This window comes from Microcoleus sp. S13_C3, from assembly GCF_036700905.1.
GTDB lineage: Bacteria > Cyanobacteriota > Cyanobacteriia > Cyanobacteriales > Microcoleaceae > Microcoleus.
The window spans coordinates 1-26,867 of sequence record NZ_JAUBPT010000077.1; the positions used below are offsets into that span (position 1 = coordinate 1).

Below are 26,867 nucleotides of genomic sequence, written 5' to 3' on the forward strand. Positions count from 1 at the left end.
GTCCAAAAAGGACGGGCGGGACGCCCATCCCACAATAACAATTAAAATTGTAAGTTATTTAATTCGCGATCCTAAGTTCCGTTTTGGAAGATTTTATCAAATTGACGCTAGCCATCGCGTCAATGCTAGCGATTTGCGCTGTTTGCCACAATTTTAATAGTTGTGGACGCACGTACTACAATTTTCTCTCCGAATATAAAGTAGTGAAGCAATCTCAAACCCTTGATTTAACGCCCTTGAGTGCGTAAGTCCTGTTTAAGTAAGGTACGATCGACAGTGGAGTTATGTCAGCGCGATCGAAGAACTGTATGCGGCTGGTGACGCCCCACTACGACGATGGGGTCGATCGCGCCAATCGCCTATCACTCAGAATCGGGGACTATCTCCAGCACAATCTCGCTCTCGAAACTGCCAAGAATTCACATGAAATGTAGCCCCATATTACTCAACTGCAACAACTGACAGCTAAATGATTTAACGAACACAACAAATGACTTGCAGTCCTAGTAAACTGTCCCGCATTTAAACAGTTAACTGTTGACTTTTGCCCTCTGCCATTCCCCGACTCGGACACTTCCACCTTCTCCCCCTCCCCCACTGTGGCATAATGAGCCATTTATAGGCGTAGCAGCTTTATGTGTCTTCGCTCAACTCACCAAACATTAAATTATATAAATTAAACTTGACTTGCGGTAAAAAAAAGTTACATAAAGCTTTTTTGTGGAAGACAAATCGATTTTTTTGCTATATTGACCTGCAATTAAGATAATGATTGTGGTTAAGTGAGGAGTTGAACGGATGAAAAACTTGAATTGCTGGAATAAGCCCGCTGCATTGCTGGGCGCGATCGCGATCGTAGCCGGAAGTTTGCAGGCGAATGCCATCGGTGTTGCCGCCCCATCAACATCCACTGTCAGTCAAGATGCGGAAAATATTTCCTTTGAAGATAGCGCCACGTTTCAAATAGCCCAGGCTGGCAACCTTTGCCGTAAAGTCACTCCAAAAGAAGGTTTGACCGTTCGCCAGAAGCCCGACCCCAAATCCCCTAGAGTGGGCGGGGTAGGACTTAACACTCAGGTAACGCTGTCCCAAGGCGCTACTTCTGTTAAAGCCTCCGACGGTCGCCTCTGGATTCAAATTAGCGCTCCCGTCACAGGGTATGTCGCTAGTGGATATCCCAACGACGAAAGTAATTTAGGTTCGTGCACAATTAGTCAAGCTCCTTCCCCAAGGCCTGCTGCGACACCAGCACCAGCACCTGCACCGACACCCCGTCCAAGTCCGGCACCAGCACCAGCACCTGCACCAGCACCAGCACCAGCACCAGCACCAGCACCTGCACCTGCACCAGCACCAGCACCAGCACCAGCACCTGCACCAGCACCAGCACCAGCACCTGCGCCAGCACCTGCGCCAGCGCCAGCACCAGCACCAGCACCAGCACCAGCGCCAGCGCCAGCACCAGCACCAGCGCCAGCACCAGCACCAGCACCAGCACCAGCACCAGCACCAGCACCTGCAACGGGCCCAGTAAGTCTGTGTCGGCAAGTAGAACCTCGCGTAGCGCCGAAGGGTCTAGCTATCCGCACCGAGCCTTCCAAGACTTCTGCTGTTAAAGGCGGTGTACCCGCTAACGGTCAAGTAACGCTTGTACCGAATTTCCAGTTAGTGAAAGATAAGAATGGAGAAAACCGCAATTGGGTTGAGATTTCAGCCCCTGTGGCCGGATTCATCTCGGCGGGAAATTTAATTATGTGCAAGTAAACTTCTGAGTTCGATCGCTCTTTTTGACTAAAAGAGCGATCGACACCGAAAATAGTTTTAAGTTATTGTCGCGCAGCCAGGGAACCACGCAGAACCCAGATTGCTTCCATGACTAAGCTGTTGTGCATTTAAAATGCGTATTTCAGAGGTTGAAACCCAATACTTGCTTAGATAGAATCGAAAATTTAAATGATGAACAGCTTAACCCAGGAATAACTTATTGCTGTCGCGAGTCAGCGGTAGCAAATCTTTCTAGGTCTCAGTTTTTCATCCTCGGTTGCGTAAAGTCCTAGCTTCCTTCCTCGCAACCCAGGCGGGGTGAAGAAATTTAAGCAAAAAGCCGATCGACCTTTCTACTGACAGCGGCCGCTTGCCCAATTTTGGTGTCCGCGATTTGGTTGACACTTCGATTGTCTGCCAATCCAGACAATTTCCCACTTATTTTGCCTGAGTCTGAGTTCGATGCGGTGTCGCATTGCAGCAACAGAATCGTCAGCTAAACCGATGACTGTATGCACAATTACTGCTGTTTCTCCCGTGGGATATTCAACTGAAATTTGGTCGGTTTTTCCGCCTTCAGATTCTCGGTCACTGCTAAAGAGTTTTGCTGCGATATCTTTGGGGTTGGAGACGGTAATTTTGCGATCGCCCAGGAACTGTTTAGCGTTAATTGCTTCGTAGTTCGATCGGGCGGCGGGCTGCCCCATTGCTGCGATGGGAATTTGGATGCAGGTGAAAACAGCTAGGAAAAAGAGCGATCGCTTGACAGTTGATTGGTTCATGAGGCTTCAGATTGTGCGAGAGATTTTTGTCTTCGAGAGACGAAAGCCGCCAAGTCTGCCTCGGTGAATTGAGTTTGCTGCCATGAAGGGCGGGCAAGCAGTCGATCGCACCAAGCTTGAATTTTTGGATAACCGTCTAGGGACACATCAACCCAAGATAGCAAGGGCACGACGGTGCCGGCAACGCACTCGGCAAACGTGACACTGTTGCTAGCGAAAAAAGGGCGATCGTCCAACAAGCCTTCAAAGAATTTCAGCACAGTATTGACTTTTTCCTTAGCCTTTGCGATTTCCTGCGCTTGGGGAGTTCCCCATCCCATTTTTTCACTGCTTAGTGGGTTAAGTCCCGGTAGAAGTTCGTTAACCGTGACCAGTTCTACCATTTTCACAACTGCCACATCTTTCGGTTCTTTTGGCAGCATTGCCGGTTCGGGATACTTCGTTTCTAGATAGTCAAGAATTGCTAGAGACTCGACGACAGTGAAGTCATCATCGACCAAAACAGGGATGCGGTGAAAAGGATTCATTGCGACAAACTCAGGCTGTAAGTGATCCCCGTCCAAGTGGATTTCTACCAATTCAAAGTCGAGGTTTTTTTCTATGAGGGCGATCCAGACGCGGCGGGAGTTAGGGGAAATTGGGGTGTGGTAAAGTTTCATAAATGGTGGGGGTGGTTGTTGAGAGAGTGAGGTGTTGAGGGTTCAGTTGTCTCGCGCTGCTGAAAATATTTAGACTTTAGTCAATTTTATACGCAAATAGAGCGATCGTACTTCTCCAACAATAGGACATCATTACCTGTATCGCGATCGAGCTTAGATAGCAATTGATTTAAAAATCACTAAAAATCAGATTTCCAAATATGAACTGCACGCTGTGCTAGATGCCTCTGACGGGCTGCGATCGCGTCGGGAGTCCAATCTTCTGCCATGATGTTCTTTGTCAAAGCATAAACACTCTGCTGATATTTTTCTACTTTAATCCGATAGTTTTGTTGTCCAATATCGCGATTAAAAGAAGGTTCCAAAAGAGTTAAATTACCAAGACGGTAAACCATGTCCTCTATCTGGATTTCAGTAAAATTTTGTCGCCACTCATCAGTCGGTACTTCCGGCAAAATGTGCTCTATTGAAAAACTATCTTCATTAACTTCTATGCCAGATTCATCTGCCTCTAAATTGCAAAAAATGTAACGAACTAATTTACGCTTTTGACCTTTGGTAGGTATAGAAAGCAAAGAAAAGTCCTGCTGAAATTTTTCATCCTTAACATACCCCGGACGCAGTGAATCAAAAACCTGCCGCGTACCCGTTATTTTTCCGCTGGTAATGTCGAGCGCAGCGTTATTGTAAAGAAATTCTAAATCATTGGGATTCAAGCTGCTAACGATGCTGTAACGAAAGGAAATAGCAACTACAAGCTTTAGCAAGCGGGTAAAATCTTCAGGCGAGAACTTCTGATAAGCAGCAAACAGGGTTGGATATACCTGCTTGACGCGAAACAATTTCAGCGCGCGAATATATGGTTGATTCTGTGGAGTATCGCGCCAGAATTCATCATTTGGATTACCAAGAGCTACAAATAAGCTGCTGAAATTCTCAAGTTTGTCAAGCAAGTCAAAAGCTTGTTGAGCATTTTTGACAGATTCTCGAACTAACTTAAATAAGCGCTCGCGCCGCACTCTGGAATGATTTAGACTGAGATAGTAGCGCAAAAATGCGGGAAAATCCTCCATCTGAACCATACTGATAATCCGCTTCCACTGTCGCTGCGCCGCTTTTAAATCGTCTGGGCCTTGAAACAGTGAGAAAAGGTAATTCTTCAACAAATCGGTGGAAGTTAGCTCTAACCCCCTAGCATTCAGTGTCTCGAAAACAGTGTAAGCATTTAATTCATCTTCGACTGTAATTTGGATAAAAAGTAGCCGTTGAGCAACAGTATCCCCAAGAAAAGCCGTTAACTTTTCTCCATCCTGAAATATGTCAGACAGTTTTTCTAATTCTTTGGAAAAGTAATCAAAAGCTTGCCATAGCAGTTGATTAGATTTCGACAGCGCTCGGATATTTAAGGGTTTTCTAAGATTGATCAGATTACTTTGATAAAAATCATCATTATTTTCATTTAAAAATAGTTTGCTAGAGTAACGGAGAGAACGCGGATCTCGATCGCCCAGATAGGTACGCTTGAGAATTTCTTGCCGCTCTCGGTTGGCTTCAGGCTGAACATTTTGCTCTACTAACCGCCGGATTTTTTCAATAACAGCAACTGCAATAATGCTGAGAGTTGCTAATCGCTGTTGACCATCTATGACTGTAAATTCTTTATCAGCAGTAGCGGAGCTTTGCAGAACGATCGCTCCCATATAATGACTGACACTGAGGTTGTTGTGCAGCATCAAAATATCTTGCCAGAGGTCTTCCCAGTTCTCCTCCGTCCATGAATAATCGCGTTGGAATGGCGGTACTCGATAGATTTTGCCATTGCTGATTAAGTCCCCGAAGCTAGTAGTCCGAGTATCTAAAAGATTAGTACGAGCCATAGGAGGAAATAATACAAGTTACTTGAATTGTCAAAAGCTGCTTCTATTATATGTAGAAGCAGCTTGAACAGAGATTTTAATTATCTTTTTGGTGGCATAGGCCCAAAAGCCTGTAACAGAACAAGCCGAAAATCCCGCGCCGTCAAACGCTCGAGTACGATTAGCAATCAAAATCGCCGCCGCCCATGCCAGTAATAAAAGCCACATTTTGATTATGCACCTTGACTGTCATTTGATTTATTTTCTCCAACTTGGTCTTTTCCAGTTTCATCGTCTCCACTGTCGTCTAAATTTTTACTTTCATCGGAAAGTTCATAATTATCCATAATTTCGAGCAATAAAAGCTTTAAATTCTTATCCGGTGGTCGTTTTTCAAATTCGGCGTGGGTATAAATCCATATAAATCCCACTTTTTTTTCAATAAAATTGATTAGATATATAAGCCGCCCTTGTCCTGCTTCTCCGCTAGAAATTTGAGGCATTTTAAATTCTAATTTCCACAATTCCCATCCATCACGGCTAGTGCCTTTAGGCCACTGCTCCAAATGTCCTAAAGGTGGACGAGGACGAGGTTCAATACTCAAAATTTTGATAAATTTTTCAATAAGGGCGACAAATTCCGCTTTTCCTTGTGGATTTTTGCGATATCGATCGCGGAGCAGTTTTTGCTGCGTTTTTTCAAAGTTCGTTAACAGCTTGATCCGAAATTTGCCTGAGTCGTTCACACGCTTCCTCCGCACTCATATCTTTACTATTTTCCCAATCAGTAAAAGCCTCTTCTATTGCTTCAGATAGTGCTTTTTGATAAGCCATATCTTCGCGTTCAACTCCACTCAAAACCGCATTAACAAGTCTGTCAAAAGCATTCTTATAAGCTACATAACTATCAAATTCACCTTTAAGTGCAATCCAAGGTAAAATAATAGCCAAAGAAAAACGACGTAAAATTTCTATAAAAAATCCCTTAATCCCTTGATGGGGTTCAATTAAGGCATAGGCAAAAATTTTGAGTAATTCTCTCGTTTCAGGGGGAATCTGATCCCAACGAGCCTCAATTATTACAGCTAAATTGTTTGCTTTTTGAGTCAATTCCCACAACTGTGAAGCGCTAGACCTGCGCGGCTGAAATATCTGCCGAATTTCACTGGGAGTAATTGTGATAGTGGCTGACATTTACCTGACCTCTTGCGATGCGATCGCTTTACTGATACTCACTCATTCTTAGTATATCAGTCAGACCCTAAAAAAAATTAGCTGTCATTACCAGTAGACAGGTCATTATGAAAAAGGCGGGCCCTAAAGCCCGCCCCATCAAACGATCGACTATCGATTAGTAATCGAAGTCGCCGCCGCCCATGCCGCCGCCAGCGCCAGCAGCAGCGCCATCCTTCGGTTCAGGCTTGTCAACGACGATGCACTCGGTTGTCAGCACCATACCAGCAATAGATGCGGCATTTTGCAGAGCAGAACGAGTCACCTTCGCGGGGTCAACGATACCAGCTTCAAACATATCGACAAACTCATTTGTCGCTGCGTTGAAACCAACGTTGAACGGCTTTTCTTTGACGCGCTCAGCAATCACAGCGCCATTCAAACCAGCATTTTCAGCAATCCGCTTCAGAGGAGCAGCCAGAGCCCGTGCCACAATCAAGGCACCGGTCAATTCTTCGCCCTTCAGGCTGCTGTTAGCCCACTCTTCCAATTGAGGAGTCAGGTGAGCCAAAGTTGTACCGCCACCAGGAACAATGCCTTCTTCTACTGCAGCTTTGGTTGCGTTGATCGCATCTTCCAAACGCAGTTTGCGATCCTTCATTTCTGTTTCGGTAGCCGCGCCGACTTTGATGACTGCGACGCCGCCAGCCAATTTGGCCAAACGTTCTTGCAGCTTTTCTTTGTCGTAGGAAGACTCGGTTTCGTCCATTTGACGGCGAATTTGTTCGCAGCGGGACTTAACGGCGGCTTCGTTACCTTCAGCAACAATTGTGGTGCTGTCCTTGGTGATGGTGATGCGGCGGGCTTTGCCGATCATGTCAAGCTTGGTGTTTTCCAGTTTCAAACCGGCGTCTTCGGTGATTAGTTGACCGCCGGTCAATACGGCGATATCTTCTAACATGGCTTTGCGTCGATCGCCAAAACCGGGTGCTTTAACAGCAGTCACGTTCAACACACCGCGCAGTTTGTTGACAACGAGGGTAGCTAAAGCTTCTTTCTCAATGTCTTCTGCAATGATCAACAGCGGGCGGCCGGAACGAGCTACTTGTTCGAGCACGGGTACTAGATCTTGTACCAGAGCAATTTTCTTGTCTGTCAGCAAGATGAAGGGTTCTTCGAGAATCGCTTCCATCCGTTCAGTGTCGGTGACGAAGTAGGGAGAGATGTAGCCTTTGTCGAAGCGCATCCCTTCGGTGATTTCCAATTCGGTGGTCATAGACTTCCCTTCTTCCAGGGAAATCACGCCTTCTTTGCCCACCTTGTCCATTGCGTTGGCAATCATTTGACCGACTTCATCGTCGTTACCAGCAGAGATGGAACCGACTTGAGCGATGGCTTTGGAATCTTCTACTTGTTTGGCGTGTTCGGCAATTTTTTCTACCAAAAACGTGGTTGCTTTGTCAACACCGCGCTTGAGGGCGATCGCATTTGCGCCGGCTGCTACGTTACGCAGACCTTCTTTGACCATTGCGTGAGCCAAAACGGTAGCAGTTGTTGTACCGTCGCCGGCTGCGTCGTTGGTTTTGGAAGCTGCTTGACGGATCAGGGCAACGCCTGTATTTTCTACGTGGTCTTCTAGTTCGATTTCTTTGGCGATGGTAACACCGTCATTGACGATCTGAGGAGCTCCGAATTTCTTTTCGAGAACCACGTTACGGCCTTTGGGGCCGAGGGTTACGGCCACTGCTTCGGCCAAAATGTCCATACCGCGTTCGAGGGCGCGACGTGCATTTTCGTTGTAGATGATACGCTTAGCCATAGTTTTTGGGGATGAGAGGGTTTGAGATTTTGGATTGGGGATGATGGATTTTAGTCATTTGCCCCGTGTCATTAGTTGTTTGGCGGCGTTCGCTTTAAACTAATGACTGATGACTAAGGACTGATGACTAATGATTAATTAGTTAACGATCGCCAGAATGTCTTTTTCTGCAAGCAAGACGTATTCGTCTGTGCCGAGTTTGATGTCGGTGCCGGCGTACTTCGAGTAGAGAACTTTGTCGCCGACTTTGACTTCCATTTCAATGCGGGTGCCGTCGTCATTGCGCTTGCCGGGGCCCACGGCCGCGACTTCGCCTACTTGGGGCTTTTCCTTAGCTGTGTCGGGCAGAAGGATGCCGCCGGCGGTTTTTTCTTCGCTAGCGCTTACTTTCACGAACACGCGCTCGCCTAACGGTTTAACGGTAGAAACACTCAGTGATACTGCTGCCATAAATAAATCTCCAGATTACAGATTGTCGTGAGTCAGTCGTCAGGGGTCACGATGAAAGCAACAGCGGACTACTTACAACTGACATATTAGCACTCTCGGCTCCTGAGTGCTAATTTAGCTTTAGTCAGGGGCGATCGCAACTTAGTTGTCAGTACGGGTTCCCGAACCGAGAATGAGTTGGAGGGAAGGAGAGGGTGAGAGAGGGAGAGAGGGAGAGGGGGAGAGAGGGAGAGGGGGAGAGAGGGATATGGGAGAGAGCCAGAAGCGAAAAAGCCCGGATTTCGACTGGTTATGCCTTTAAAACTTGCCTCTTGCTTGCCCTCAATTTCTGAATTGTAAAAAACCTACCGTTGAGACGGGAGGGAGTGGGGGCTGTGGTGATGACTTTCGATCGCTAACCAATTACTTTTGATTGATGAAGACAATGACAGAAAATAACGAGGAATCTTGCAGCCAAGGCTTGAGCGCTTGCGTCCAAAGCCTGGGAATCGCTCAAATCGAGCGGCATATTTTTATCTGTGCCGACCAAACCGTGCCCAAGTGCTGCGATCGGCAAACCAGTCTGGAGGCGTGGAATTACTTAAAAAAACGCTTGCAAGAATTGGGGCTCGACAAGCCAAGTGCCACTCGACCAACCTGCGTCTTTCGCACGAAAGCCAATTGCCTGCGAGTGTGCGCGTCTGGCCCGATTATGGTAGTCTATCCAGACGGAGTGTGGTATCGCGACGTTACTCCCCCCGTCATTGAGAGAATTATTCAGGAACATCTCCTCAACTCAAAGGTCGTTCAAGAATACGCTTTCTTGACTCATCCTTTGCCTGTGCCTCCTGATGCACAGCAAAACATTTAAGTATAGCGCTGTTTAAAGTACAGGGTTATAGGTAAAGTGTTAAATTTAAGGTTAAGGGTGAGAATTTGAGACAGTTTGGCGTCCGGGCGATCGCACCTGCTACAGCTCAATAAAACTGTATTTAGGTTCTTGTCTTCCTGGTGCGGCTTCCCGTGTTCCTGGTGTTTCTCAAAAGGTACAGTAAAAAAAATCCCTCGGAGGAACTGTGAAATTTTGTGCAAAAATTTCTCAGTGGCCGACACTAAGCAGGTTGCCAAACTACACTAGAAACAGTTAAATACGTAAGTAGGGAGTCTGCTTAAATTTCTCTATATCAGAAGTATCATTTAAAACCGGGGCATTAACCTGAAATTGAACCGATCGAGATTAAATATTTAACTTGGGCTCTGTTACGGAATCTCCAATCAATCAAGGCAGATATTGACAGGGCGATCGTCGATTACTGGTTTGGGCTGCGTTCCAGGTCGTAAGACACTCACAAACAGCCGTCGATTATAGGTTGGAAAGCGGTAATACCCGCCCCGCTTTCCCTCACCGCCATCCCTTCAGTCGATCGTCGTCCTCCACTCCCAGCCGGGTGGCGGGGGACTGACCGAAAAAACAGAAGTGAAAACAAGGAAGTGTGCGGGATACTTTAGCGGGAATAAACATGACAAAGGACAATAATTCAGGAGAGCAAAAACGGCTGATGCTGGTTGACGACGACCCCAACTTGATCTTGCTCGTCAAGGACTACTTGGAGTTTCGGGGTTACAACGTCATTACAGCAGAAAACGGCAGAGACGCTCTGGAAAAACTAGAACAAGAAGTTCCCGACTTGATTATCTGCGATGTGATGATGCCGGAAATGGACGGCTACACTTTAGTCAAACACATCAGAGAAGACCCTCGCACTAGCTGGATTCCGGTTCTTTTCTTGTCCGCAAAAGGTCAAAGTTCAGACCGAGTAAAAGGCTTGAGCACTGGGGCTGACGTTTATATAGTCAAGCCTTTTGAACCAGAAGAACTGGTAGCCCAAGTGGAATCTTCTCTGAAAGCAGCATCCCGCTTGATTCGCCACTCAAATCCCGGTATAGAGAGTGGCACAAAAATTAAGGCGCGCCGCAATGTCGAATTGACTCCCACTGAGTTAAAGGTGGTACAGTTGCTAGCGCAGGGTATGGCAAACCGCCAGATCGCAGACGTGATGAATGTCAGCCAGCGGACTATCGAAAGCCACGTCAGCAATATGCTGGGCAAAACAGGTCTGCACAACCGGACAGAGTTAGCTCGCTGGGCCCTTGAAAGCAAAAAGGCTTAAGCGGAGGTAGTCTGCGCTATGAAATCAGGGGAGCAAAATCTACTGCTATGCGCTGGGCGTATGCCTGCTTGGCGGTAGGGCGGTGGGCACGGTAGTTTGAAGGCGCCATTAACCTTGACACGGCAGCCGGTATTGAGTTACTAGGCGTATAGTTTGTGAGGGCCCCTCGCTCAAATGCAAGCAGGGTTAAAAGAACCCTCTGGCGGTAGAGCCGAAAATATGAAATACTGGGGAGATGGAGTTTTCTGAAGTCTAATCTATTGCCTCAGTTAGCTCCATGTTGCTAAAATGTGATATTTAGATTAACTTCTTTCTACAATTATTAGGTCTAAGTTTCTATGACAAACTTAATGAACCGCCTTTCTATTTTTGTGGACGGGAACAATATGTTCTACGCTCAACAAAAGAACGGTTGGTTTTTTGATCCTCGCAGGGTGCTCGAATATTTCAAAACTTCGCAGCCGAATGTCATCTTGATCAATGCTTTCTGGTATACGGGCCTGAAAGACCCCCAAGATCAAAGGGGATTTCGAGATGCTTTGATCAGTCTGGGTTACACGGTTCGCACTAAAATTCTTAAGGAATATTACGACGATGCTTCGGGCAGATATTCTCAAAAGGCTAATTTAGACATAGAGATTGTGGTTGATATGTTTAATACCGTGGATCAGTACGACCAAGTTGTGCTGTTTAGCGGGGATGGGGATTTTGAGCGGGCGATCGAGCTGCTGCGCTCGAAAAATACTCATATTACTGTGGTATCAACCGAAGGAATGATTGCGAGAGAGTTACGAAATGCTACAGATAGGTATATAGACCTAAATGAAATTAGGGAACATATCGAGAAGATGGATTATTAGTCAGTAGTTATTAGTCATTAGTCAGTAGTCAGTAGTCATTAGTCATTAGTTATTAGTCGTTAGTCAGTAGTTATGGGTTATGGGTTATTAATTATTCGTTATTGGCGCGAGACAGGGGACTGGTGCCCCCGCCCAAAAACGCATACTTGCTTTCCGATAGGAGCCGCCAGTAGCCCAAAATTTTAGACTAAGGTTCAAGTTCCCAGATTCATCTGTGGAGTAAATCTAAAATCTAAAATCTAAAATCTAAAATCTAAAATCGACTGACTGGAGGCTAAAAACCCAGAAAAACGGACAAGTAAAAATCAGGAAAACACTTTTTTAGAGCTATGAAAACTCAACCAAGTCAAGACCGGATTATTATTTTCGATACGACTTTGCGGGACGGAGAACAATCTCCGGGTGCATCTCTGAATGTGGATGAAAAGCTGACTATTGCCCGCCAGTTAGCGAGATTGGGCGTGGATGTGATTGAAGCGGGTTTCCCTTTCACCAGCACGGGAGATTTTGAGGCAGTCCAAAAAATAGCCCGATCGGTTGGTACAGAAGATGGGCCGACAATTTGCGGTTTAGCACGGGCGAGAAAGGAGGATATAAAAACAGCAGCCGAGGCTCTGAAACCCGCCGTAAATTCGCGAATTCATACGTTTCTGGCTACGTCTGATATCCACTTGGAGCATAAGCTGAAAAAGACGCGGGCTGAGGTTCTGGAAATTGTGCCGGAAATGGTGGCTTACGCTAAGTCTTTTGTGGATGATGTGGAGTTTTCGCCGGAAGATGCTTGTCGATCGGAACCGGAGTTTTTGTATCAGGTTCTAGAACGGGCGATCGCAGCGGGTGCGACTACTGTTAATATTCCCGATACTGTAGGCTACACGACTCCGAGCGAGTTTGGGGCTTTGATTCGCGGAATTAAGGAAAATGTGCCGAATATCGATCGCGCAATTATTTCGGTTCACGGTCACAATGACTTAGGATTGGCTGTGGCTAACTTTTTGGAAGCTGTGAAAAATGGCGCCAGACAGTTAGAATGCACGATTAACGGGATTGGCGAACGGGCGGGAAATGCAGCTCTGGAAGAGTTGGTAATGGCGCTTTACGTGCGGCGCCAATATTATAATCCGTTCTTGGGCAGGGCTGCGGATTCTGAGGAACCACTGACAAATATTGACTCGCGCCAAATTTACAAAACCTCGCGCTTGGTTTCCACTTTGACGGGGATGTTGGTGCAGCCAAATAAGGCGATTGTCGGGGCAAATGCTTTCGCTCACGAGTCGGGAATTCACCAAGATGGAGTGCTGAAAAATAAGCGGACATACGAGATTATGGACGCTGAGTCGATCGGCTTAACAGAAAATCAAATCGTGCTGGGTAAATTGTCGGGGCGCCACGCTTTCCACACTCGCTTGAAAGAGTTGGGTTTTGAAATGGCCGACGATGAGCTAAATAAGGCTTTTGTCAAGTTTAAAGATTTGGCAGACAAGAAAAAAGAGATTACGGATTGGGATTTAGAGGCGATCGCCAATAACGAAGTGCACCAAGCACCGGAATTATTCCGCTTAGAATTGGTGCAAGTTTCCTGCGGCGACAAATCTCGCCCGACAGCAACTGTCACTGTGCGGAATCCGGCGGGCGAAGAATTGACCGATGCTGCGATCGGCACCGGGCCTGTGGATGCGATTTACAGGGCAATTAACCGGGTGGTAAACGTACCGAACGAGTTGATCGAGTTTTCTGTACAGTCGGTGACAGCGGGCATAGATGCGATCGGCGAAGTAACAATTCGCTTGCGCCACGAAGGCAAAGTATTTTCCGGTCACTCAGCAAATACCGACATTATCGTAGCGTCCGCAGAAGCATACATCAGCGCTTTAAATCGCCTGTATCAGGCATTGCAGCATACTACGGAAAAATCCTCGGAACAGCCAACTCCGATCGGAAATCAAGTTGTTGCAAAAGCACAGCGCTGATAAATTTATTGTCAGCAATTTTTCTTGAAACAAACCGCAGACGAACCCATCATCAAAGCAGATAAATCTCAATTAATCTGCCTTAATCCCGGTTCATCTGCGGTTAAAAATTACAATATTTTTTATCAACAACAAACCCTAAAAAATGCAAGACGAAACTTTAAAAAAAGAGCGGCAATTCCACGATGCTTGGGCATCTACGATCGATATTGACGGCATTCGAGTTAATGATTACTTTGAAGCTTGCACCGCCCCAGAAAATAGATTTATCGTCCAGCAAATGGGCGATATTACAGGCAAACGGCTGTTAGATTTAGGCTGCGGCGCGGGAGAAAATAGCGTTTATTTTGCTAAAAAAGGCGCGCATTGTGTGGCGGCGGACTATTCTCAGGGCATGGTAGAAGTTGCTCTGAAATTGGCTGAGAAAAACGGCGTCAAAATAGAGGGCTGCACTGTAAATGCAATGGCTATGGATTTCCCGGACAATAGTTTTGATATTGTTTATGCTTCTAATTTGCTGCACCATTTGCCGGAACCGGAAAAGGCGATTCGCGAAATGCACCGCGTGCTAAAGCCTGGGGGCAAAGCTTGTTTTTGGGACCCGATGAAGCACAATCCGGTGATTAATGTTTACCGCAGGATGGCTACTGAGGTGCGGACGGAGGATGAAACTCCTTTGGATATTAATATTGTGAATTTTATCAAGTCTTTGTTTTCGGAGACGGCTTATGATACCTTTTGGCTGACATCGCTGTGGATTTTTTTGCGCTTTTATTTGATTGAAAAAGTGCATCCGAATGAGGAGCGTTATTGGAAAAAGATTATCATTGAACAAGAGAGATTGAAACCGGAATACTCTCGATTGGAAGGGTTGGATGGGTTTTTGAAGAAGTTGCCTTTGATGAAGCGCTTGGCTTGGAATTTGGCTGTGGTGGCAACGAAGTAAGACGATTTTAGATTTTAGATTTTGGATTTTCGATTAAAGAATCGGGAATGACTGATGATATCAGTGGTAGGGTGCGTCAGTTTTGAGATTTTAAATCAGCGCCGAAAGTATTATTCTGACGCACCATTTGTTGTCAGGTGCGTCAGTTCCGAGATTGTTTGTTTGGAGCAAAAATAATCACAACTGACGCACCCTACTGAAAACTCTAAAAGAAGTACAATAAGTCAAAGCATTTAATTAAGAGGCTAATTATGCCAGAAACTATTACTGCTGTCTACGAAAACGGGGTTTTGCGTCCCCTGATTCCTTTGTCATTGAATGATGGGGAAACTGTGCAGATTCAACTCTGGCCCGATGATCCAAAAAAGCAGGCAGAATTGGCAATCCAGTTTTTAGTTGACCGAGGATTGGTGACTCCACTACCTAACAATCCCGATAACGTCGAGGCTGTCACTGATGAAGATGTGTATGAATTGGCTAAAAGGTTAGGGGCAAAACCGGGCAAGCCTCTATCAGAAATGATTATCGAGGATCGTGGCCCGTGGTAAACATTTATTTTTTGGATAGCAGCGCCCTCATCAAAAGATATGTGGTTGAAATTGGCAGCCCTTGGATAAAAACGCTCACGGATTCCCAGACTGGTAACTCGCTGCTTTTAGTCCGCATCACCTGGGTGGAAGTTCTTAGTGCTTTTGCACGCAGACAACGTGAAGGCGGTATAACTGCTGCGGAAGTTGCTGCACTTATTGCAAAGTTTCGCTCTGAATTCAATAGTCGGTATAGAGTTATCGAAGTTGATCTGGCACTGGTTGAAAGGGCGGGTGAATTGATTGTTCAATATCCACTGCGGGCTTATGATGCTGTGCAATTGGCGGCTGCTTTGCGCGTTCAATCTGTTTTAACATCCATGCCAGAAACTCGACTGATTTTTGTTTCGGCGGACAACAGATTGCTGGATATTGCTCTGTCGGCAGGGTTGGCTATTGATAATCCTAATAATTATCAGTAATCAAGCTGTCTGTAGCGAGGATGCAAGTCCTCATAAAAATCAGAGGGCTAAAGTCATCACTAGAAACTAATTTTAGTGCGATCGTTATTTAGAGAATTTCTTTCAAAGTTTTAACCAATATTTGATTCTGTTCCTCCGTACCTACACTAATCCGCAATTTGTCTTCTAATCGCGGCTGATTGAAGTATCGAATCAATATTCCCCGTACTTTCAGTGTTTGATAAATCCTTTCTGCATCGCCGTTTGGTGGCCTAACTAGCAAAAAGTTGGTTTGCGAGGGCCAAACTTCAAAGCCTAATTCCTGGAAACTAACGGCTAGTTTTGCTCGCGAAGCCTTAATCTTTTCGGCGTTGGCTATTTTGTGGTCTTGATCTGCGATCGCAGCCGCCCCCACTGCATAGGCTAAAGCATCCACATTATAGCTGTCTTTGATTTTATTTAATTCTGCCAGCAGCGCCGGATTTGCTATGCCAAAACCCAGCCTCAATCCTGCCAGGGAATAACCTTTGGAAAGCGTCCTCAAAACTATAACATTCCTGTACTTTTTTGTCAAGTCCAAAGCATTTTCTTCTGCGAAATCTACATAAGCTTCGTCGATCACAAGAATGCCCGATAACTCTTTAGCCAGTTTCTCCAAATCTGCCATAGATATGGCTGTTCCCGATGGACTGTTTGGCGAAGCTACAAATGTCACTGCACCCTGGGCTGCTATTAGCAAATCGACGGGTAACTTGTAGTCATCGGGATAAGGAACTTCCACAAACTCTGCATCTTGAATTTCTGCCAATGTGCGGTACAATACATAGGTAGGCGCGGGACAAACAATCTGTTTCCCAGATTCGCCCACAGCGCGAACTATCAAGTTTAATAAATCGTCGCTGCCGTTACCTACAATAATCCAATCGTCAGCAACTCCAAAAATTTTACTAGCAGCAATGCGGAAAACTTTGCCAGTTGGATCGGGATATCGCCGCAGCATTTCTCCGTCTATTTCCTGAAGCACTTTTAAAGCTTTGGGAGAAGGTGGATAGGGATTTTCATTAGAATTTAGTTTAATAATTTTTGTGCCTAGCGGTGGCTGTTCCCCCGGCACATAGCCAGACATTTCGTGGATGCTTTTGCGAAAGTAATTCATCTATATAATTGAGTTTTGTGGAACGGGCATCTTGCCCGTTCTTGATAATGGTGCAAAATAAGCTGTTGTGCATTTAATTTGTATGTTGAGGGCGGGCAGGATGCCCACCCCACAAGAGGAAAAATTTATTTTACTATGCAATTTAAATGCGGATTAGCTTATCAAGTTAAACAAATTATATCAAACAATTAGTGACTATCCGCGTTATACCCAAATCAATTAACTTTTGCATATCCGCTCGATCGTCCACCGTCCAGGCCACAATGTCAACTCCATGAGTCCGGGTTTCTTGAATTAGTGCGGGGTTTTCCAGCAACACGCGATACAGACTGCTAATCAAATTATCCTGATGCGCCACAGCTTGAGCAAATTGAGTTTTGTATGCTTCTAGATTAGCAACAATGTGTCCGATCGCCAAATCGCCAGATAGCCGCCGCACTTGTTCCAGAAATCCATCGTTAAAGGAGGTAATAACGCATTTGTGTTGAATTTCTTCGCCCTTCAAAGTATTGACAAAATCCGCGACATCTGCATCCGACCACTCGCAGTGCGGTTTGACATCAAAGTAAAGAAATTTGTCAACATTTTTGAGTATGGTTAATGCGGCTTTTAAGGTAGGAATTTTTTGTTGTGAAAATTCATCGCTAAACCATTTTCCCGCATTAAGTGTCTGCAATTGAGACACGGTTGTTTCCCTAACTTTGCCAGAAACTCCAGTGATTCTATCCAGTGTTGCGTCGTGAAAAATCACTGGTACGTTGTCGGCGGATAGCTGGATGTCAAATTCGATCGAATGAGCCCCACGGGCGATCGCCAGTTCAAAAGCTGCTAAAGTATTCTCCGGGGCGATCGCCGAAAATCCCCGATGTGCGATAATTTCTAAATTCACTGTCTTGTGCCCTCTAAAAAATCTGCCACAGTTTGATTAAAAGTTTCCGGTTCAGTCAAAAAAGACCAGTGATTCCCCGGTACTTTGCCAACGGTAAGATTTTTCAAGTATCTCTTGTAGGGCTGCATTTGCCAATCCATGCGATTTACGCCTTTTTCCGGCTGTACAAACAAAGTCGGGATATCAATATTTTCAGTTAAACCGGCAACTTTCATCACTTCTGTAAATATCTGATTTCTGGCTGCAATCGCAAATTTACTGCCCCAAGTTCCGTCTGATTTTTCTTCGATTTGCTGTTGGAATACCATTTGCTGCAAGTCACTCCAATCTGCGTATTCTCCCGATTGTTTGGCTGCTGCTTCTGCTTGGGATAAAGTCGCAAACGGGCCCACACATTTGAGACAGTCTAATTTTCGGTAAACAATGGGCAGGGTGAGTTTCATCGCGACGGGCAGTTTGGTGATGAAGATGGGGTCTACTAAAATCATACTGCAAAAACGATCGGGATTTTGCCTCGCCCAAATCGGTGCTAGTTTTCCCGTCCAAGAATGTCCTACAATGTGGGCGTCTGGCCAGTTGAGATGTGCCATCAAAGCTTCTAAATCTGCGATCGCACTTTCAAAAGTATAGCCGATTTTTGGTTTGCTACTTTCTCCGTGACCGCGCATATCTGGCGCTACAATATGATAGCGGTTGGACAAGTAATTGCCCAAGTTAGTCCAGACACACGCACTATCTGCTAAACCGTGCAGCAGCAGCAAACGGGGAGATTTTTCTTTCCCTGTGTCGGGCTGCCATTCTAGGTATGAAAGTTCGATTTCTGGTAAGTGCAAAGTCTTACGAGTTGGCATAATTAGGGTGTTTTATAGGTGGATAAATGTGATTTAACTTTTTTATGAACAGGCAAGATGCCTGTTCCACAAATAGTGAATTTTATTGTACTGTTTTGATCTACAGGCAAGATGCCTGTTTCACAAATAATAAATCTTATTGTGGGGTGGGGTGGGCTTCTAGCCCGCCCTTATTACCTAACCTTTGCCCTTCAAGCTAAATAAAAGAAACTGAGTTTTCTGCGCTTCATCAAAATTGTCATCGCTGACCAAAACTAGACTCTGGCTGCCATCTGGCAAGCGCGGGCCGAGGGTCATCCCTTCTAAATTGTACAGCGGAATTCCGAGTTCGCTTAAGTCTAGCAGCAACTTTTTCTTAACAGGTTCGACGGCCACTCGCCCTTTAAAACTCTGGATTCTCGAAGTATCTGTAGCCGCCCCAACCGCTACTTGATAAATCCTAGCGCTGTATCCAGACAGCCCAAAAGAACGTTCTAAACTCAGAATCTGACCGCCACCGACAGTTACTAATTCTGTTAAACCGTTCAAAATAGTTAGGGGAACTTGGTCTAAATTGTAAAGATTTTCTGAGACTAATTGCGGCGTTTTATCGACGATGACATAATGTAAAATACGGAGTTTACTTGCCTGTTCGGGGTCTAAATCTTGCATTAACGGCGCTTCCGTCGCTGCGAACAAACGAAACGGATCTAGACCGCCTGGACTAAAGGTTTCTGGGTCGATGGTTAAAGATTCAAAACCTAAATTGTCCACCACTCCTTGCTGCTGTTTTTCATCGCTGGCATCGGGAATATAGCGCTTTGGTATCGGCAAATTTCCCCGCATTTGCCCTGTTTTGAGGTCAAATTCTCCGAGAAAAGGAGGGATGCCCACATGAGTAACGCCTTCGCTGGCGACAAATACTGAGTTGCGGGGAGAAAGGGCGATGCCTTCGGGATTTATGGAACCCCAAGAGAAGGTTTCACCGTCTGCTTTTTTGAGGGATGTAACGCCGTCAACGGTAACTTTTTTCAGGCGAATATTGCCGGGGTCACTTGATGTGAGGTCGAGTCGCAGACTGTAAAATCTCGCTTCTCCGTTTTCGCTGGGGTCGTCGGAAAGAGCGTAAAAGCGATAAGCTTTGGAAGTGACTGCACTAATACCTTTGGGATCGTAGGTAATTCCTGACAAACCGCCGACTGGTACTCCTTCAAAATTCATTTTTGGCAATTCGTACTCGCCCAAAAATTCGAGGGACATTTCTGGAAAAGAGCGGTCTTTTGCAACTGCGGGAGGGGGGGCGCAAGCTGTGCAAACAGTTAAGAGAATTAGGGCTAGACTGAATAAGCGTAAAATACGCTCGCCCAGCGTCTTTAAATGCCCATAATTGCTCAGCACGGTAATTTTTATTTTGTTGCTCTTGTTCAATTGTTTACTTTTGTGCCATCTTTGTGACATAATTTATACCGTTTTGTAGATATGCAAAACTTGATGTTTCGAGAAGGAATGCCGAATCGCGGCAACCAAATTTTTAGAATGAGAAGTTCTGTACCAATTGGGTGCTTGCTTTTCCTGTGGCTGTGTGCTGGTTCTATTGCTAGCGCCCAAACTAATCCACCAGCCCTCGATCAATTTTCTCCTAATCCTCTAGAAATTACCACACCCGATCCCCTCACTCCCGCCACTGAATCTTTGAGCAGCACTCAGCGGGACGAACTGACAGCGGCTTTGGAAGAGTTAAACTTAGAAGCAGCGGCTAAACTGCAAGCTGGAGACGGCGCGGGTGCTTTTGAAATTTGGTTCCGAGAATTGCGGCTGCGGAGGTATCTGGGCCCGGCGGCGGAAATTGCTGCTTTGAGTCGGGTGGGAAGTGTTGCTTGGAGTAACAGTAAAAACCTCGAACTACAGCTTATTACTAAACGGTTGCAAGCAATTCAAAAAGAAGTCAAATCCCAAGTACCGCTTAATACTGAGTTGCTACCCGCCTTCGCTGCGGCTTTTCAGCAGGTGCGCGCTAAAGGCCCGACTGTAGAAGTTTACCAAGAAATTCTCGAAAATGCGCGCCAAAACCAAGATATATTGGCCCAAGGTCAGATTTTGAAGGCGATCGGGCTTATTCACATCAATTGGTTGAGTTACGATAAAGCTGCTCCCGTGTATGAGGAATTGGCTACTTTAATTCAGGAAAACCGCGCTTTATTTGCTGCTAATTCTGCTGTGCAAAATTCTGCTGTTGTGGCGGGAAACGGTGCGCCTCCGCAACCTGTAACCCCTCCAACTGAGGTAGATACTCTGAGACAGTTGGCCTATGTTTACCAGCAGTCGAAACAACCCCTAAAGGCGATCGCAGCTAGGGAAAAACTAGCATCAGTGTATGTCAACCTGCAAAATCCCAGCGCTATACCACCGCTCAAAATTGCGATCGCCAGCGATTATCAAACCATAGGCCAAATCAATTTAGCAGCTCAATACTATCAGGAAGCATACAATTTAGCCGTCCCCATTCAACAGTATGCCCAAGCTAGCGAAGCTTTGGATAAATTAGCTTTACTTTATCGATCGCAAAAGCAATGGGAGCCGACTTTGCGGATTTATCAAATGCAGTTGCTGTTAGAAGAGCGGGCTTACAATTTCTACGGATTGATGAACACTTACGACAATCTCGGTCAAGTTTATCAAGAGATGAAGGCTTACGATAAAGCTTTGGAATCCTATCAAAAAGGGTTGGACGTGGCTAAAAGATTGGGACACAGACAAGAGTATTTTGCTAAGAAAATTCAAAAAGTTAACAAGCAATTGCAAAGAACTTCGTAGTTGTCAGCCGACAATAATGCCAATTTGCAATGTGAGTAATTTAAATGCAGTAAGTAGGCGGGATTAAACTGAACAATGTAACAGTATGTAAACATTGCTCTGTCAGCCACGCTTAGAGCTAAGGAGACTTTACAATCGTTTACATAGTTGCGTTTTACAGCGCCTACCTACTTATTTTAGATATCTATATATCCCCTGGGTTGAATAACCCCGTTATCTATTCTGAACCATTGGTGAGAATCTATATTTCTCACGTATACTGTTCCTTTTACGGTTAAATGTTTTTGAATTCCTTCGGCTTTCATCATCTTCTGCGCTATAGTTAAGGGAACAAAGCCATCTTTGCAAAATTTTTCCCTGGTCTTATTTATGAGCTCTGCACCTTCAGCGAGAACCTTGGGTGAGAAATTTTTGCTGCACGCCAATGTCTCTGGAGTTACAATCCAATCATCTTGTTCAACCATTGATTAACTATTGTGATAAAATTACAATTATAATCTTTGCATTCAGAATGTCTTTAAATCGCTGTATCAGCAGAAATAGAAGCTTGCCTCTCCCACTCCCCAAAACCCTGGATATTGCCTACTTTTCGGCATTGCCCCTTCTATATCAAAATAGTGTGCCAGTGGTAAGTAGGTACGCAGGATTAAACTGAACCATGTAACAGTATGTAAACATTGCTCTGTCAGCCACGCTTAGGGCTAAGGAGACTTTATAATCGTTTACATAGTTGCGTTTTACAGCGCCTACCTACTTAAGGTGTGCAATGCACACCCTACCAAACTACTTTTGACGGGTAACTTTCTCGCGATATAGAATAATATACTACATCTGTTTCGTAGTAATGAGCATTTTTTTCATATTTCATGCCCACTTTCTGTATCACTCGCTGGGATGCGATATTTTCTGGCCGGGCGATCGCAACTATTCGATCCAAATTTAATATTTTAAATCCATAATTTAGACTAGCAAAAGATGCCTCTGTCACCAATCCTTGATTCCAATAAACTTTGTCTAGCGCATAGCCCAACTCAACTTCCGGTGTCTGGTCCAAAAAAGCCAGTCCGCAGCGGCCAATCATTTTACGGTCTATTTTATGTACTAAAGCCCACATTCCGAAGTTGTTTTGTTCCCAACGTTGGAGCATGGTATGAATGGCGATTTCTGTTTCTTCTCTAGTTTTAACTCCTCTCAAGTATTTCATTATTTCTGCATCACTGTAAATACGGTACAGCTCATCTAAGTCGTCTGGCCTAAATGGTCTCAGATACAATCGGGCTGTCTCTATCTCTTGCATGATGACAGTATAACCTTTAACATTAGATTATAGTACCACTTTGGCGGGCTACAAACATTTTAGTTTGGTTTCGTTCCTCAACCCAACCTACTGTTACAAGAAAACACTCTTTGTGAAACAGGCATCTTGCCTGTTACTGATATTAGTGTCAAATATTGATTCTATTTGTTACAATTATTAACTAGATATATTCTACAGTTTTTGCAATCAATGACCATTTCCTCACCAGTAGCAGATACCAAAAACAAATCCGGCCAGGAAACAGACTGGCGGTTATTCATGAGGTTGGCATCTTACGCAACCCGCAGCAAACGCTTGCTGATTATTGCGATCGCACTATTAGTACCGCTAGCAGTCTCAGGAGCTATTCAACCCATTCTCATCGGACAGGCCATTTCGGTAATTCGCTCGGAACCTACCTACGAGTTCTTGCGGGGAGTGCCTCTATCTGCTGCATTGAATATTTTGGCAGTTTTGCTCATGCTAACTATAACACTTAGATTAGCACTGCAATCACTTCAAGGCTATTTAGTCACGAAAGTAGGGCAAATAATTACTACAGATATTAGAAATGATTTGTTCGCCCACGTCACATCGCTAGCAGTGAGATTTTTCGATCGCACTCCTGTTGGTAAATTGATGACTCGCCTCACCAGCGATGTGGAAGCTTTGGGAGAGGTTTTTTCTTCAGGGGCGATCGGCATTGTCAGCGATTTATTTTCAATTTTAGTAATTGCCATTTTCATGTTTACTATGCAGTGGCAACTTGCTTTAATGTTGGTGCTGATGATGATACCAATTACCGCAGTCATAGTTTATTTCCAGTACCAATATCGCATAGCAAATTACAATACCAGAGAAGAACTTTCAGAGCTCAACGCCCAACTGCAAGAAAACTTGACTGGTATTGGCGTAGTGCAGCTATTCCGCCGCGAAAGATTCAACTCGGAATTGTTTCGCGTCACGAATAAACGGTACATTAAAGCAGTTGACAAAACTATATTTTACGACTCAGCCGTATCTGCGACATTAGAATGGATTGCTTTAGTGGCGATTGCAGCCGTTTTGTGGATGGGCGGCCAAAGGGTTTTAGCCGGTAATCTTAACTTCGGTACTCTCTCGGCATTCATTTTATTTGCTCAACGTCTCTTCGATCCGCTGCGGCAATTTGCTGAGAAATTCACTGCTATTCAAGCAGGATTTACCGCTGTCGAACGCATTAGCGATATTCTCAACGAACCGATCGAAATTAAAGATCCAACCAGCGGGAAGAAGGAAGGGCACAACACGGATTTTGACACGGATACACGGATGTTTGAAGGGAGAGGGAAGAAGGCAGAAGGAAGAGGGAAGAGGGAAGGAGAAAGAAGGGCAGGTTATTCACCGTTGTTGATAACTGGACATCCAGAGGCAACGGCTTACAACTTGTCTCCGTTCGATCGAGAATTGGCAGATAATCATCAAAATCCAGCAAGTTCAGAATATCGTTTAGTGCCTAACAATCCCAACCCCCCCAAGCTTCGGGGAGGAGAAAATGCCAAATCGCAGAATTCAGAATCGGGAGAAATCCAATTTGACAACGTGTGGTTTGCTTACAAAGAAGACGAATATGTCCTGCAAAACCTCAATTTCACCATCAAATCCGGCGAAAAAGTAGCATTAGTTGGCCCCACCGGTGCGGGAAAAAGTTCGATTATCCGTCTCCTGTGCCGCCTTTACGAACCTAGCCGAGGACGGATTCTGGTTAATCATGTGGATATTCGGGATTTGCCTCAAGCAGAGTTACGCAGGCACATAGGCGTGATTATCCAAGATGGCTTTCTATTTGCTGGTGACGTGAAGAGCAATATCAGCCTGGGAGAAAGTTACTCGATTGAGGAAATTCAAGCAGCAGCAGAAAAGACAAATGTTGCCCGTTTAATTGAACAGTTGCCTCAAGGTTATGATACGCAATTGCGGGAACGGGGCACCAATCTTTCGGGGGGACAAAAGCAATTATTAGCGTTTGCTCGTGCCGCTATTCGCAATCCCAGTATCTTAGTTCTAGACGAGGCAACTGCTAGTTTGGATGTGGGGACGGAAGCTTTAATTCAAGAAGCTCTAGAGCGTTTGATGGCGGACAGAACGGCGATAATTATTGCCCACAGGCTTTCGACTATCCGAAATGTCGATCGTATTTTAGTGCTCAAACGCGGGCAGTTAGTAGAGTCGGGCAGCCACGAAGAGTTGTTGCAGCAAGAAGGGTTGTATGCCAGTTTGTACAAGTTACAAATGCTGGGCAGTTAATATCTGAAGGAAGGCACGACACGGATTTTGACACGGATACACGGATGAATTATCGCTAAGAGGGAAAATTATCCGAATACCCAGATACCAGACTTCTTCAAGAAGTCTGGTATCTAAAAGAATCTAAAATCTAAAATCTAAAATCGGCTCACTTGCCTGAAATCATTTTCCCCAGGGTTTCCGGCAAGTGAATTATATGTTGGAAAAGCTGATTGGGGCCGATGCCAAACAATAACTGCATCGTCAGCACAATTGCTGCTAAACCAATCGCTGTCCCGATGCTGGCTTTCAATACTTTAAAAGCCCAATTAAAGACTAGCCAAGATACAAGTAACGAAGCAATTAAGATAATTATTTCTATTGGCATATAACATTTTTAACTCTATTTTAACTCTACATATAGCCTTTCGATCTCTCATATGAGGTACTCATGGGCATAGGCCTCCGTGGGCATAGGCCTCCGTGGGCATAGGGCATACCTCACTTTTTTGAGAACCGCTATAAATTAGGTATCAATACCAAAGAAACCGGGTTTTTTATCTGTGTTAAAGGCTCAATTTCTGTATTTCTGTAAAAAACCCGGTTTCTGCGTCCAAGATTACTTTACTTATTACTTTAAGCAATACTGCCGCGCTTCCGTGTTTCCTTATAAGAAATTCCGACATTCTTTAAGCCGGCTTTAATCATTTGCTGCTCTAACAAAGCGAAAAAGCGAGTTCGATCGCCCCCCGTGACTACCGCTTGATTGTGAGCTTCTGCTAGCGTCACCGGATACCCGCCGCCTTTATGTACTTGAGCCAGCATCATTCCGAATGCTAAATCTAGCTGTGCTTTATCTTGTGCTACCCATTCCGGTACTTCTATTCTAGCAATTTCTGTGCCAACGTGAACGTAACAGAAATAGACGGAATTAAGACCGTACAAATCTAAAATTCGAGCTTGGGATTTCCACAAAGGGCTTCTTTGTCCAGGTGACAGGATTGTTGCCCACAATATGGCATCCCGCAAGGGTTCAAATTCTTGACAAGGTGCTTTATCGGCGAAAGAAATTGTGGCGGCAAATCCGACGTTCGGACAATTTGTCATGCAGTCTGGTACTTCGTGGGTGCAAGCTTCAAACCGCAAAAAAGATAAGCTTTCGGTGCTGCGAGAAGCGCTTAAGTATCCTAACAGCGGAATTCCTGCTAAACGCAACTTGTCCCAAGATTCTAAAATTGGCAGCAAAATTTGATCGCGCGCTTCGCTGGGTAACTGTTCCAAAAACCAATAAATCAGGGAACCGTCTACCATTGCTAAAGCTGGCGCGGGCAATTTATTGTCGTTAACTTTTGCCCAATTGCAGCCCATTTCTGCTAAGGCAATTGCTTCGGAAACTGCCCGCCGATATCCCATCCATTCTTCGGTTCTAATTCCCCACTGTCGCGAACCGTACAAGTCTTCGGGTTTGTAGAAAACCTCGGGTACGCTGTCTAAAACTGGGTGGCGGCTTTGCCCGTAGTGCAGCATGACTGTGCCGACGTTTAGCAGGTAGCAGTAGGCTATTTCGTGATGGTTGGGGGAAATTTGCGATCCGTCTGTGGCAAAGACTGTGTGAGCGGCGGGGGGTGCGGTGATGTAGCTGCGATCGTCTAAGGGTTCGATCGGCGTGGCAGCATTGAATAAAGTGCGATCGCGCCAACTCTCTTGCAATTCCACCAATTTTTCCTGTTCCGCAGCAGCCTTTACCAGCAAATTCTGAGCCACTTCCAAACGCTGGCGAGCGGCAGCCGCTTCCACATTCAAATGTTGGCTCATTCCCTGCATTGCCTTGGCTGCTTTAGTTAAATCGAGCATGGGTTTTAAGTCTCAATATTAGAAAGCTTTGAAGCTGAGAAATTATCAAAACACTTTTCATTTTTTTGGTGCCGAAGCTTGTTTTTTTGTCACACACGCGGTTTGATCAACTAAAATACTTCGTACCCGCCCCCAGAAATAGTAAAAAAACCGGGTTTTTGAGGTCAAGAGTACCTGAAAAAAAAACCTTTTTTTTTGTCGAGATCCTTGCTTTTTTGAGGAATTTCTGTTATATTTATCTTATAATGGGATGGTTGCAAAAATATTATTTTTGCAACCATCCCATTATATTAAAATACCATGTCTACGCTGCAAAAGTCAACAAAAAAGATGTAAATTTTTGTT

General features: G+C 45.1%; 28 protein-coding genes. 10 read left to right on the forward strand and 18 right to left on the reverse strand.

Annotation, left to right across the window (positions count from 1 at the left end; genetic code table 11):
- The first annotated feature begins 284 nt into the window (after nt 1-284).
- Complete coding sequence (locus QUA16_RS20665) at nt 285-434, forward strand: hypothetical protein (protein ID WP_333105472.1); 150 nt, start codon at nt 285-287, stop codon at nt 432-434.
- 228 nt (nt 435-662) lie between these two features.
- Here QUA16_RS20665 and QUA16_RS20670 read toward each other — a convergent pair whose 3' ends face one another.
- The 10 genes from QUA16_RS20670 to groES form a co-directional block, all read right to left on the reverse strand.
- Nucleotides 663-884, reverse strand: coding sequence for a hypothetical protein (locus tag QUA16_RS20670; RefSeq protein WP_333105471.1), 222 nt, complete (start codon nt 882-884; stop codon nt 663-665).
- 326 nt (nt 885-1,210) lie between these two features.
- Nucleotides 1,211-1,522, reverse strand: coding sequence for a hypothetical protein (locus QUA16_RS20675; protein ID WP_333105470.1), 312 nt, complete (start codon nt 1,520-1,522; stop codon nt 1,211-1,213).
- A gap of 595 nt (nt 1,523-2,117) precedes the next feature.
- Nucleotides 2,118-2,546 (reverse strand): hypothetical protein, encoded by a 429-nt coding sequence (locus tag QUA16_RS20680; RefSeq protein ID WP_333105469.1) that lies wholly within the window; start codon nt 2,544-2,546, stop codon nt 2,118-2,120.
- A complete protein-coding gene (locus tag QUA16_RS20685; protein WP_333105468.1) occupies nt 2,543-3,205 on the reverse strand; it encodes a glutathione S-transferase family protein in 663 nt (220 codons plus the stop codon). The genes QUA16_RS20680 and QUA16_RS20685 overlap by 4 nt, the downstream gene beginning before the upstream one ends.
- A gap of 179 nt (nt 3,206-3,384) precedes the next feature.
- Nucleotides 3,385-5,082, reverse strand: coding sequence for a DUF262 domain-containing HNH endonuclease family protein (locus QUA16_RS20690; RefSeq protein ID WP_333105467.1), 1,698 nt, complete (start codon nt 5,080-5,082; stop codon nt 3,385-3,387).
- Between the two features lie 30 nt (nt 5,083-5,112).
- Nucleotides 5,113-5,289: a hypothetical protein gene (locus QUA16_RS20695; protein WP_333181315.1), complete on the reverse strand. Its 177-nt coding sequence runs from the start codon at nt 5,287-5,289 to the stop codon at nt 5,113-5,115.
- Nucleotides 5,290-5,294: 5 nt separating this feature from the next.
- Nucleotides 5,295-5,666 carry a hypothetical protein gene (locus tag QUA16_RS20700; protein WP_333181316.1) on the reverse strand — a complete coding sequence of 124 codons (372 nt, stop codon included), beginning with the start codon at nt 5,664-5,666 and terminating at the stop codon, nt 5,295-5,297.
- A gap of 94 nt (nt 5,667-5,760) precedes the next feature.
- Nucleotides 5,761-6,171: a hypothetical protein gene (locus QUA16_RS20705; protein WP_333105465.1), complete on the reverse strand. Its 411-nt coding sequence runs from the start codon at nt 6,169-6,171 to the stop codon at nt 5,761-5,763.
- A gap of 241 nt (nt 6,172-6,412) precedes the next feature.
- Nucleotides 6,413-8,053 (reverse strand): chaperonin GroEL, encoded by a 1,641-nt coding sequence (gene groL / locus QUA16_RS20710; protein ID WP_333046934.1) that lies wholly within the window; start codon nt 8,051-8,053, stop codon nt 6,413-6,415.
- A gap of 138 nt (nt 8,054-8,191) precedes the next feature.
- A complete protein-coding gene (gene groES, locus QUA16_RS20715; RefSeq protein WP_332945088.1) occupies nt 8,192-8,503 on the reverse strand; it encodes a co-chaperone GroES in 312 nt (103 codons plus the stop codon).
- A 424-nt stretch (nt 8,504-8,927) separates the two neighbouring features.
- On the opposite strand from groES, the gene QUA16_RS20720 reads away from it, so the two are divergent.
- The 7 genes from QUA16_RS20720 (at nt 8,928) to QUA16_RS20750 (ending at nt 15,438) form a co-directional block, all read left to right on the forward strand.
- Nucleotides 8,928-9,353 carry a ferredoxin gene (locus QUA16_RS20720; RefSeq protein WP_333105464.1) on the forward strand — a complete coding sequence of 142 codons (426 nt, stop codon included), beginning with the start codon at nt 8,928-8,930 and terminating at the stop codon, nt 9,351-9,353.
- A 649-nt stretch (nt 9,354-10,002) separates the two neighbouring features.
- Nucleotides 10,003-10,653: a response regulator transcription factor gene (locus tag QUA16_RS20725; protein ID WP_333105463.1), complete on the forward strand. Its 651-nt coding sequence runs from the start codon at nt 10,003-10,005 to the stop codon at nt 10,651-10,653.
- A 338-nt stretch (nt 10,654-10,991) separates the two neighbouring features.
- The gene (locus QUA16_RS20730; RefSeq protein ID WP_006633075.1) at nt 10,992-11,513 is read left to right on the forward strand and encodes a LabA-like NYN domain-containing protein; all 522 of its coding nucleotides are present in this window, start codon (nt 10,992-10,994) and stop codon (nt 11,511-11,513) included.
- 329 nt (nt 11,514-11,842) lie between these two features.
- A complete protein-coding gene (locus QUA16_RS20735) occupies nt 11,843-13,483 on the forward strand; it encodes a 2-isopropylmalate synthase (protein ID WP_333105462.1) in 1,641 nt (546 codons plus the stop codon).
- Nucleotides 13,484-13,628: 145 nt separating this feature from the next.
- Nucleotides 13,629-14,429 (forward strand): class I SAM-dependent methyltransferase, encoded by an 801-nt coding sequence (locus QUA16_RS20740; protein ID WP_333105461.1) that lies wholly within the window; start codon nt 13,629-13,631, stop codon nt 14,427-14,429.
- Between the two features lie 251 nt (nt 14,430-14,680).
- Nucleotides 14,681-14,977, forward strand: a complete 297-nt coding sequence (locus QUA16_RS20745; protein WP_333105460.1) for an antitoxin family protein — start codon at nt 14,681-14,683, stop codon at nt 14,975-14,977.
- Nucleotides 14,971-15,438: a type II toxin-antitoxin system VapC family toxin gene (locus QUA16_RS20750; protein ID WP_333105459.1), complete on the forward strand. Its 468-nt coding sequence runs from the start codon at nt 14,971-14,973 to the stop codon at nt 15,436-15,438. Before QUA16_RS20745 ends, QUA16_RS20750 begins: the two co-directional genes overlap by 7 nt.
- 88 nt (nt 15,439-15,526) lie before the next feature.
- Here QUA16_RS20750 and hisC read toward each other — a convergent pair whose 3' ends face one another.
- The 4 genes from hisC to QUA16_RS20770 form a co-directional block, all read right to left on the reverse strand.
- Nucleotides 15,527-16,573, reverse strand: coding sequence for a histidinol-phosphate transaminase (gene hisC, locus QUA16_RS20755; RefSeq protein ID WP_333105458.1), 1,047 nt, complete (start codon nt 16,571-16,573; stop codon nt 15,527-15,529).
- Between the two features lie 175 nt (nt 16,574-16,748).
- Nucleotides 16,749-17,462 (reverse strand): glycerophosphodiester phosphodiesterase family protein, encoded by a 714-nt coding sequence (locus QUA16_RS20760; RefSeq protein WP_333105457.1) that lies wholly within the window; start codon nt 17,460-17,462, stop codon nt 16,749-16,751.
- Nucleotides 17,459-18,313 (reverse strand): alpha/beta hydrolase, encoded by an 855-nt coding sequence (locus QUA16_RS20765; protein ID WP_333105456.1) that lies wholly within the window; start codon nt 18,311-18,313, stop codon nt 17,459-17,461. The genes QUA16_RS20760 and QUA16_RS20765 overlap by 4 nt, the downstream gene beginning before the upstream one ends.
- A gap of 177 nt (nt 18,314-18,490) precedes the next feature.
- On the reverse strand, nt 18,491-19,750 hold the full coding sequence (locus QUA16_RS20770) for an esterase-like activity of phytase family protein (RefSeq protein ID WP_333105455.1): 1,260 nt from the start codon (nt 19,748-19,750) through the stop codon (nt 18,491-18,493).
- Between the two features lie 21 nt (nt 19,751-19,771).
- On the opposite strand from QUA16_RS20770, the gene QUA16_RS20775 reads away from it, so the two are divergent.
- Nucleotides 19,772-21,106 (forward strand): tetratricopeptide repeat protein, encoded by a 1,335-nt coding sequence (locus QUA16_RS20775; protein WP_333105454.1) that lies wholly within the window; start codon nt 19,772-19,774, stop codon nt 21,104-21,106.
- Between the two features lie 176 nt (nt 21,107-21,282).
- Here the strand turns inward: QUA16_RS20775 and QUA16_RS20780 are convergent, their stop codons facing one another.
- Together QUA16_RS20780 and QUA16_RS20785 are read right to left on the reverse strand one after the other, a co-directional pair.
- Nucleotides 21,283-21,570, reverse strand: coding sequence for a hypothetical protein (locus QUA16_RS20780; protein WP_333105453.1), 288 nt, complete (start codon nt 21,568-21,570; stop codon nt 21,283-21,285).
- Between the two features lie 311 nt (nt 21,571-21,881).
- Nucleotides 21,882-22,403, reverse strand: a complete 522-nt coding sequence (locus QUA16_RS20785; protein WP_333105452.1) for a GNAT family N-acetyltransferase — start codon at nt 22,401-22,403, stop codon at nt 21,882-21,884.
- A gap of 210 nt (nt 22,404-22,613) precedes the next feature.
- On the opposite strand from QUA16_RS20785, the gene QUA16_RS20790 reads away from it, so the two are divergent.
- Nucleotides 22,614-24,689 carry an ABC transporter ATP-binding protein gene (locus QUA16_RS20790; protein WP_333105451.1) on the forward strand — a complete coding sequence of 692 codons (2,076 nt, stop codon included), beginning with the start codon at nt 22,614-22,616 and terminating at the stop codon, nt 24,687-24,689.
- Between the two features lie 148 nt (nt 24,690-24,837).
- On the opposite strand, the gene QUA16_RS20795 is transcribed toward QUA16_RS20790, so the two are convergent.
- Both QUA16_RS20795 and QUA16_RS20800 read right to left on the reverse strand, forming a co-directional pair.
- Nucleotides 24,838-25,056, reverse strand: a complete 219-nt coding sequence (locus QUA16_RS20795) for a hypothetical protein (protein ID WP_333105450.1) — start codon at nt 25,054-25,056, stop codon at nt 24,838-24,840.
- A 248-nt stretch (nt 25,057-25,304) separates the two neighbouring features.
- Complete coding sequence (locus QUA16_RS20800) at nt 25,305-26,522, reverse strand: DNA double-strand break repair nuclease NurA (RefSeq protein ID WP_333105449.1); 1,218 nt, start codon at nt 26,520-26,522, stop codon at nt 25,305-25,307.
- Between the last annotated feature and the right edge of the window lie 345 nt (nt 26,523-26,867).

What these genes read in the sequence shown, in the direction of transcription:
- QUA16_RS20800 (WP_333105449.1), bottom strand. Translation starts at nt 26,522, where the DNA reads ATGCTCGATTTAACTAAAGCAGCCAAGGCAATGCAGGGAATGAGCCAA.
- QUA16_RS20775 (WP_333105454.1), top strand. Translation starts at nt 19,772, where the DNA reads ATGCAAAACTTGATGTTTCGAGAAGGAATGCCGAATCGCGGCAACCAA.
- groL (WP_333046934.1), bottom strand. Translation starts at nt 8,053, where the DNA reads ATGGCTAAGCGTATCATCTACAACGAAAATGCACGTCGCGCCCTCGAA.
- QUA16_RS20745 (WP_333105460.1), top strand. Translation starts at nt 14,681, where the DNA reads ATGCCAGAAACTATTACTGCTGTCTACGAAAACGGGGTTTTGCGTCCC.
- QUA16_RS20720 (WP_333105464.1), top strand. Translation starts at nt 8,928, where the DNA reads ATGACAGAAAATAACGAGGAATCTTGCAGCCAAGGCTTGAGCGCTTGC.
- QUA16_RS20785 (WP_333105452.1), bottom strand. Translation starts at nt 22,403, where the DNA reads ATGCAAGAGATAGAGACAGCCCGATTGTATCTGAGACCATTTAGGCCA.
- QUA16_RS20665 (WP_333105472.1), top strand. Translation starts at nt 285, where the DNA reads ATGTCAGCGCGATCGAAGAACTGTATGCGGCTGGTGACGCCCCACTAC.
- groES (WP_332945088.1), bottom strand. Translation starts at nt 8,503, where the DNA reads ATGGCAGCAGTATCACTGAGTGTTTCTACCGTTAAACCGTTAGGCGAG.
- hisC (WP_333105458.1), bottom strand. Translation starts at nt 16,573, where the DNA reads ATGAATTACTTTCGCAAAAGCATCCACGAAATGTCTGGCTATGTGCCG.
- QUA16_RS20685 (WP_333105468.1), bottom strand. Translation starts at nt 3,205, where the DNA reads ATGAAACTTTACCACACCCCAATTTCCCCTAACTCCCGCCGCGTCTGG.
- QUA16_RS20735 (WP_333105462.1), top strand. Translation starts at nt 11,843, where the DNA reads ATGAAAACTCAACCAAGTCAAGACCGGATTATTATTTTCGATACGACT.
- QUA16_RS20790 (WP_333105451.1), top strand. Translation starts at nt 22,614, where the DNA reads ATGACCATTTCCTCACCAGTAGCAGATACCAAAAACAAATCCGGCCAG.
- QUA16_RS20770 (WP_333105455.1), bottom strand. Translation starts at nt 19,750, where the DNA reads ATGTCACAAAGATGGCACAAAAGTAAACAATTGAACAAGAGCAACAAA.
- QUA16_RS20765 (WP_333105456.1), bottom strand. Translation starts at nt 18,313, where the DNA reads ATGCCAACTCGTAAGACTTTGCACTTACCAGAAATCGAACTTTCATAC.
- QUA16_RS20780 (WP_333105453.1), bottom strand. Translation starts at nt 21,570, where the DNA reads ATGGTTGAACAAGATGATTGGATTGTAACTCCAGAGACATTGGCGTGC.
- QUA16_RS20670 (WP_333105471.1), bottom strand. Translation starts at nt 884, where the DNA reads ATGGCATTCGCCTGCAAACTTCCGGCTACGATCGCGATCGCGCCCAGC.
- QUA16_RS20690 (WP_333105467.1), bottom strand. Translation starts at nt 5,082, where the DNA reads ATGGCTCGTACTAATCTTTTAGATACTCGGACTACTAGCTTCGGGGAC.
- QUA16_RS20730 (WP_006633075.1), top strand. Translation starts at nt 10,992, where the DNA reads ATGACAAACTTAATGAACCGCCTTTCTATTTTTGTGGACGGGAACAAT.
- QUA16_RS20725 (WP_333105463.1), top strand. Translation starts at nt 10,003, where the DNA reads ATGACAAAGGACAATAATTCAGGAGAGCAAAAACGGCTGATGCTGGTT.
- QUA16_RS20740 (WP_333105461.1), top strand. Translation starts at nt 13,629, where the DNA reads ATGCAAGACGAAACTTTAAAAAAAGAGCGGCAATTCCACGATGCTTGG.
- QUA16_RS20795 (WP_333105450.1), bottom strand. Translation starts at nt 25,056, where the DNA reads ATGCCAATAGAAATAATTATCTTAATTGCTTCGTTACTTGTATCTTGG.
- QUA16_RS20695 (WP_333181315.1), bottom strand. Translation starts at nt 5,289, where the DNA reads ATGTGGCTTTTATTACTGGCATGGGCGGCGGCGATTTTGATTGCTAAT.
- QUA16_RS20680 (WP_333105469.1), bottom strand. Translation starts at nt 2,546, where the DNA reads ATGAACCAATCAACTGTCAAGCGATCGCTCTTTTTCCTAGCTGTTTTC.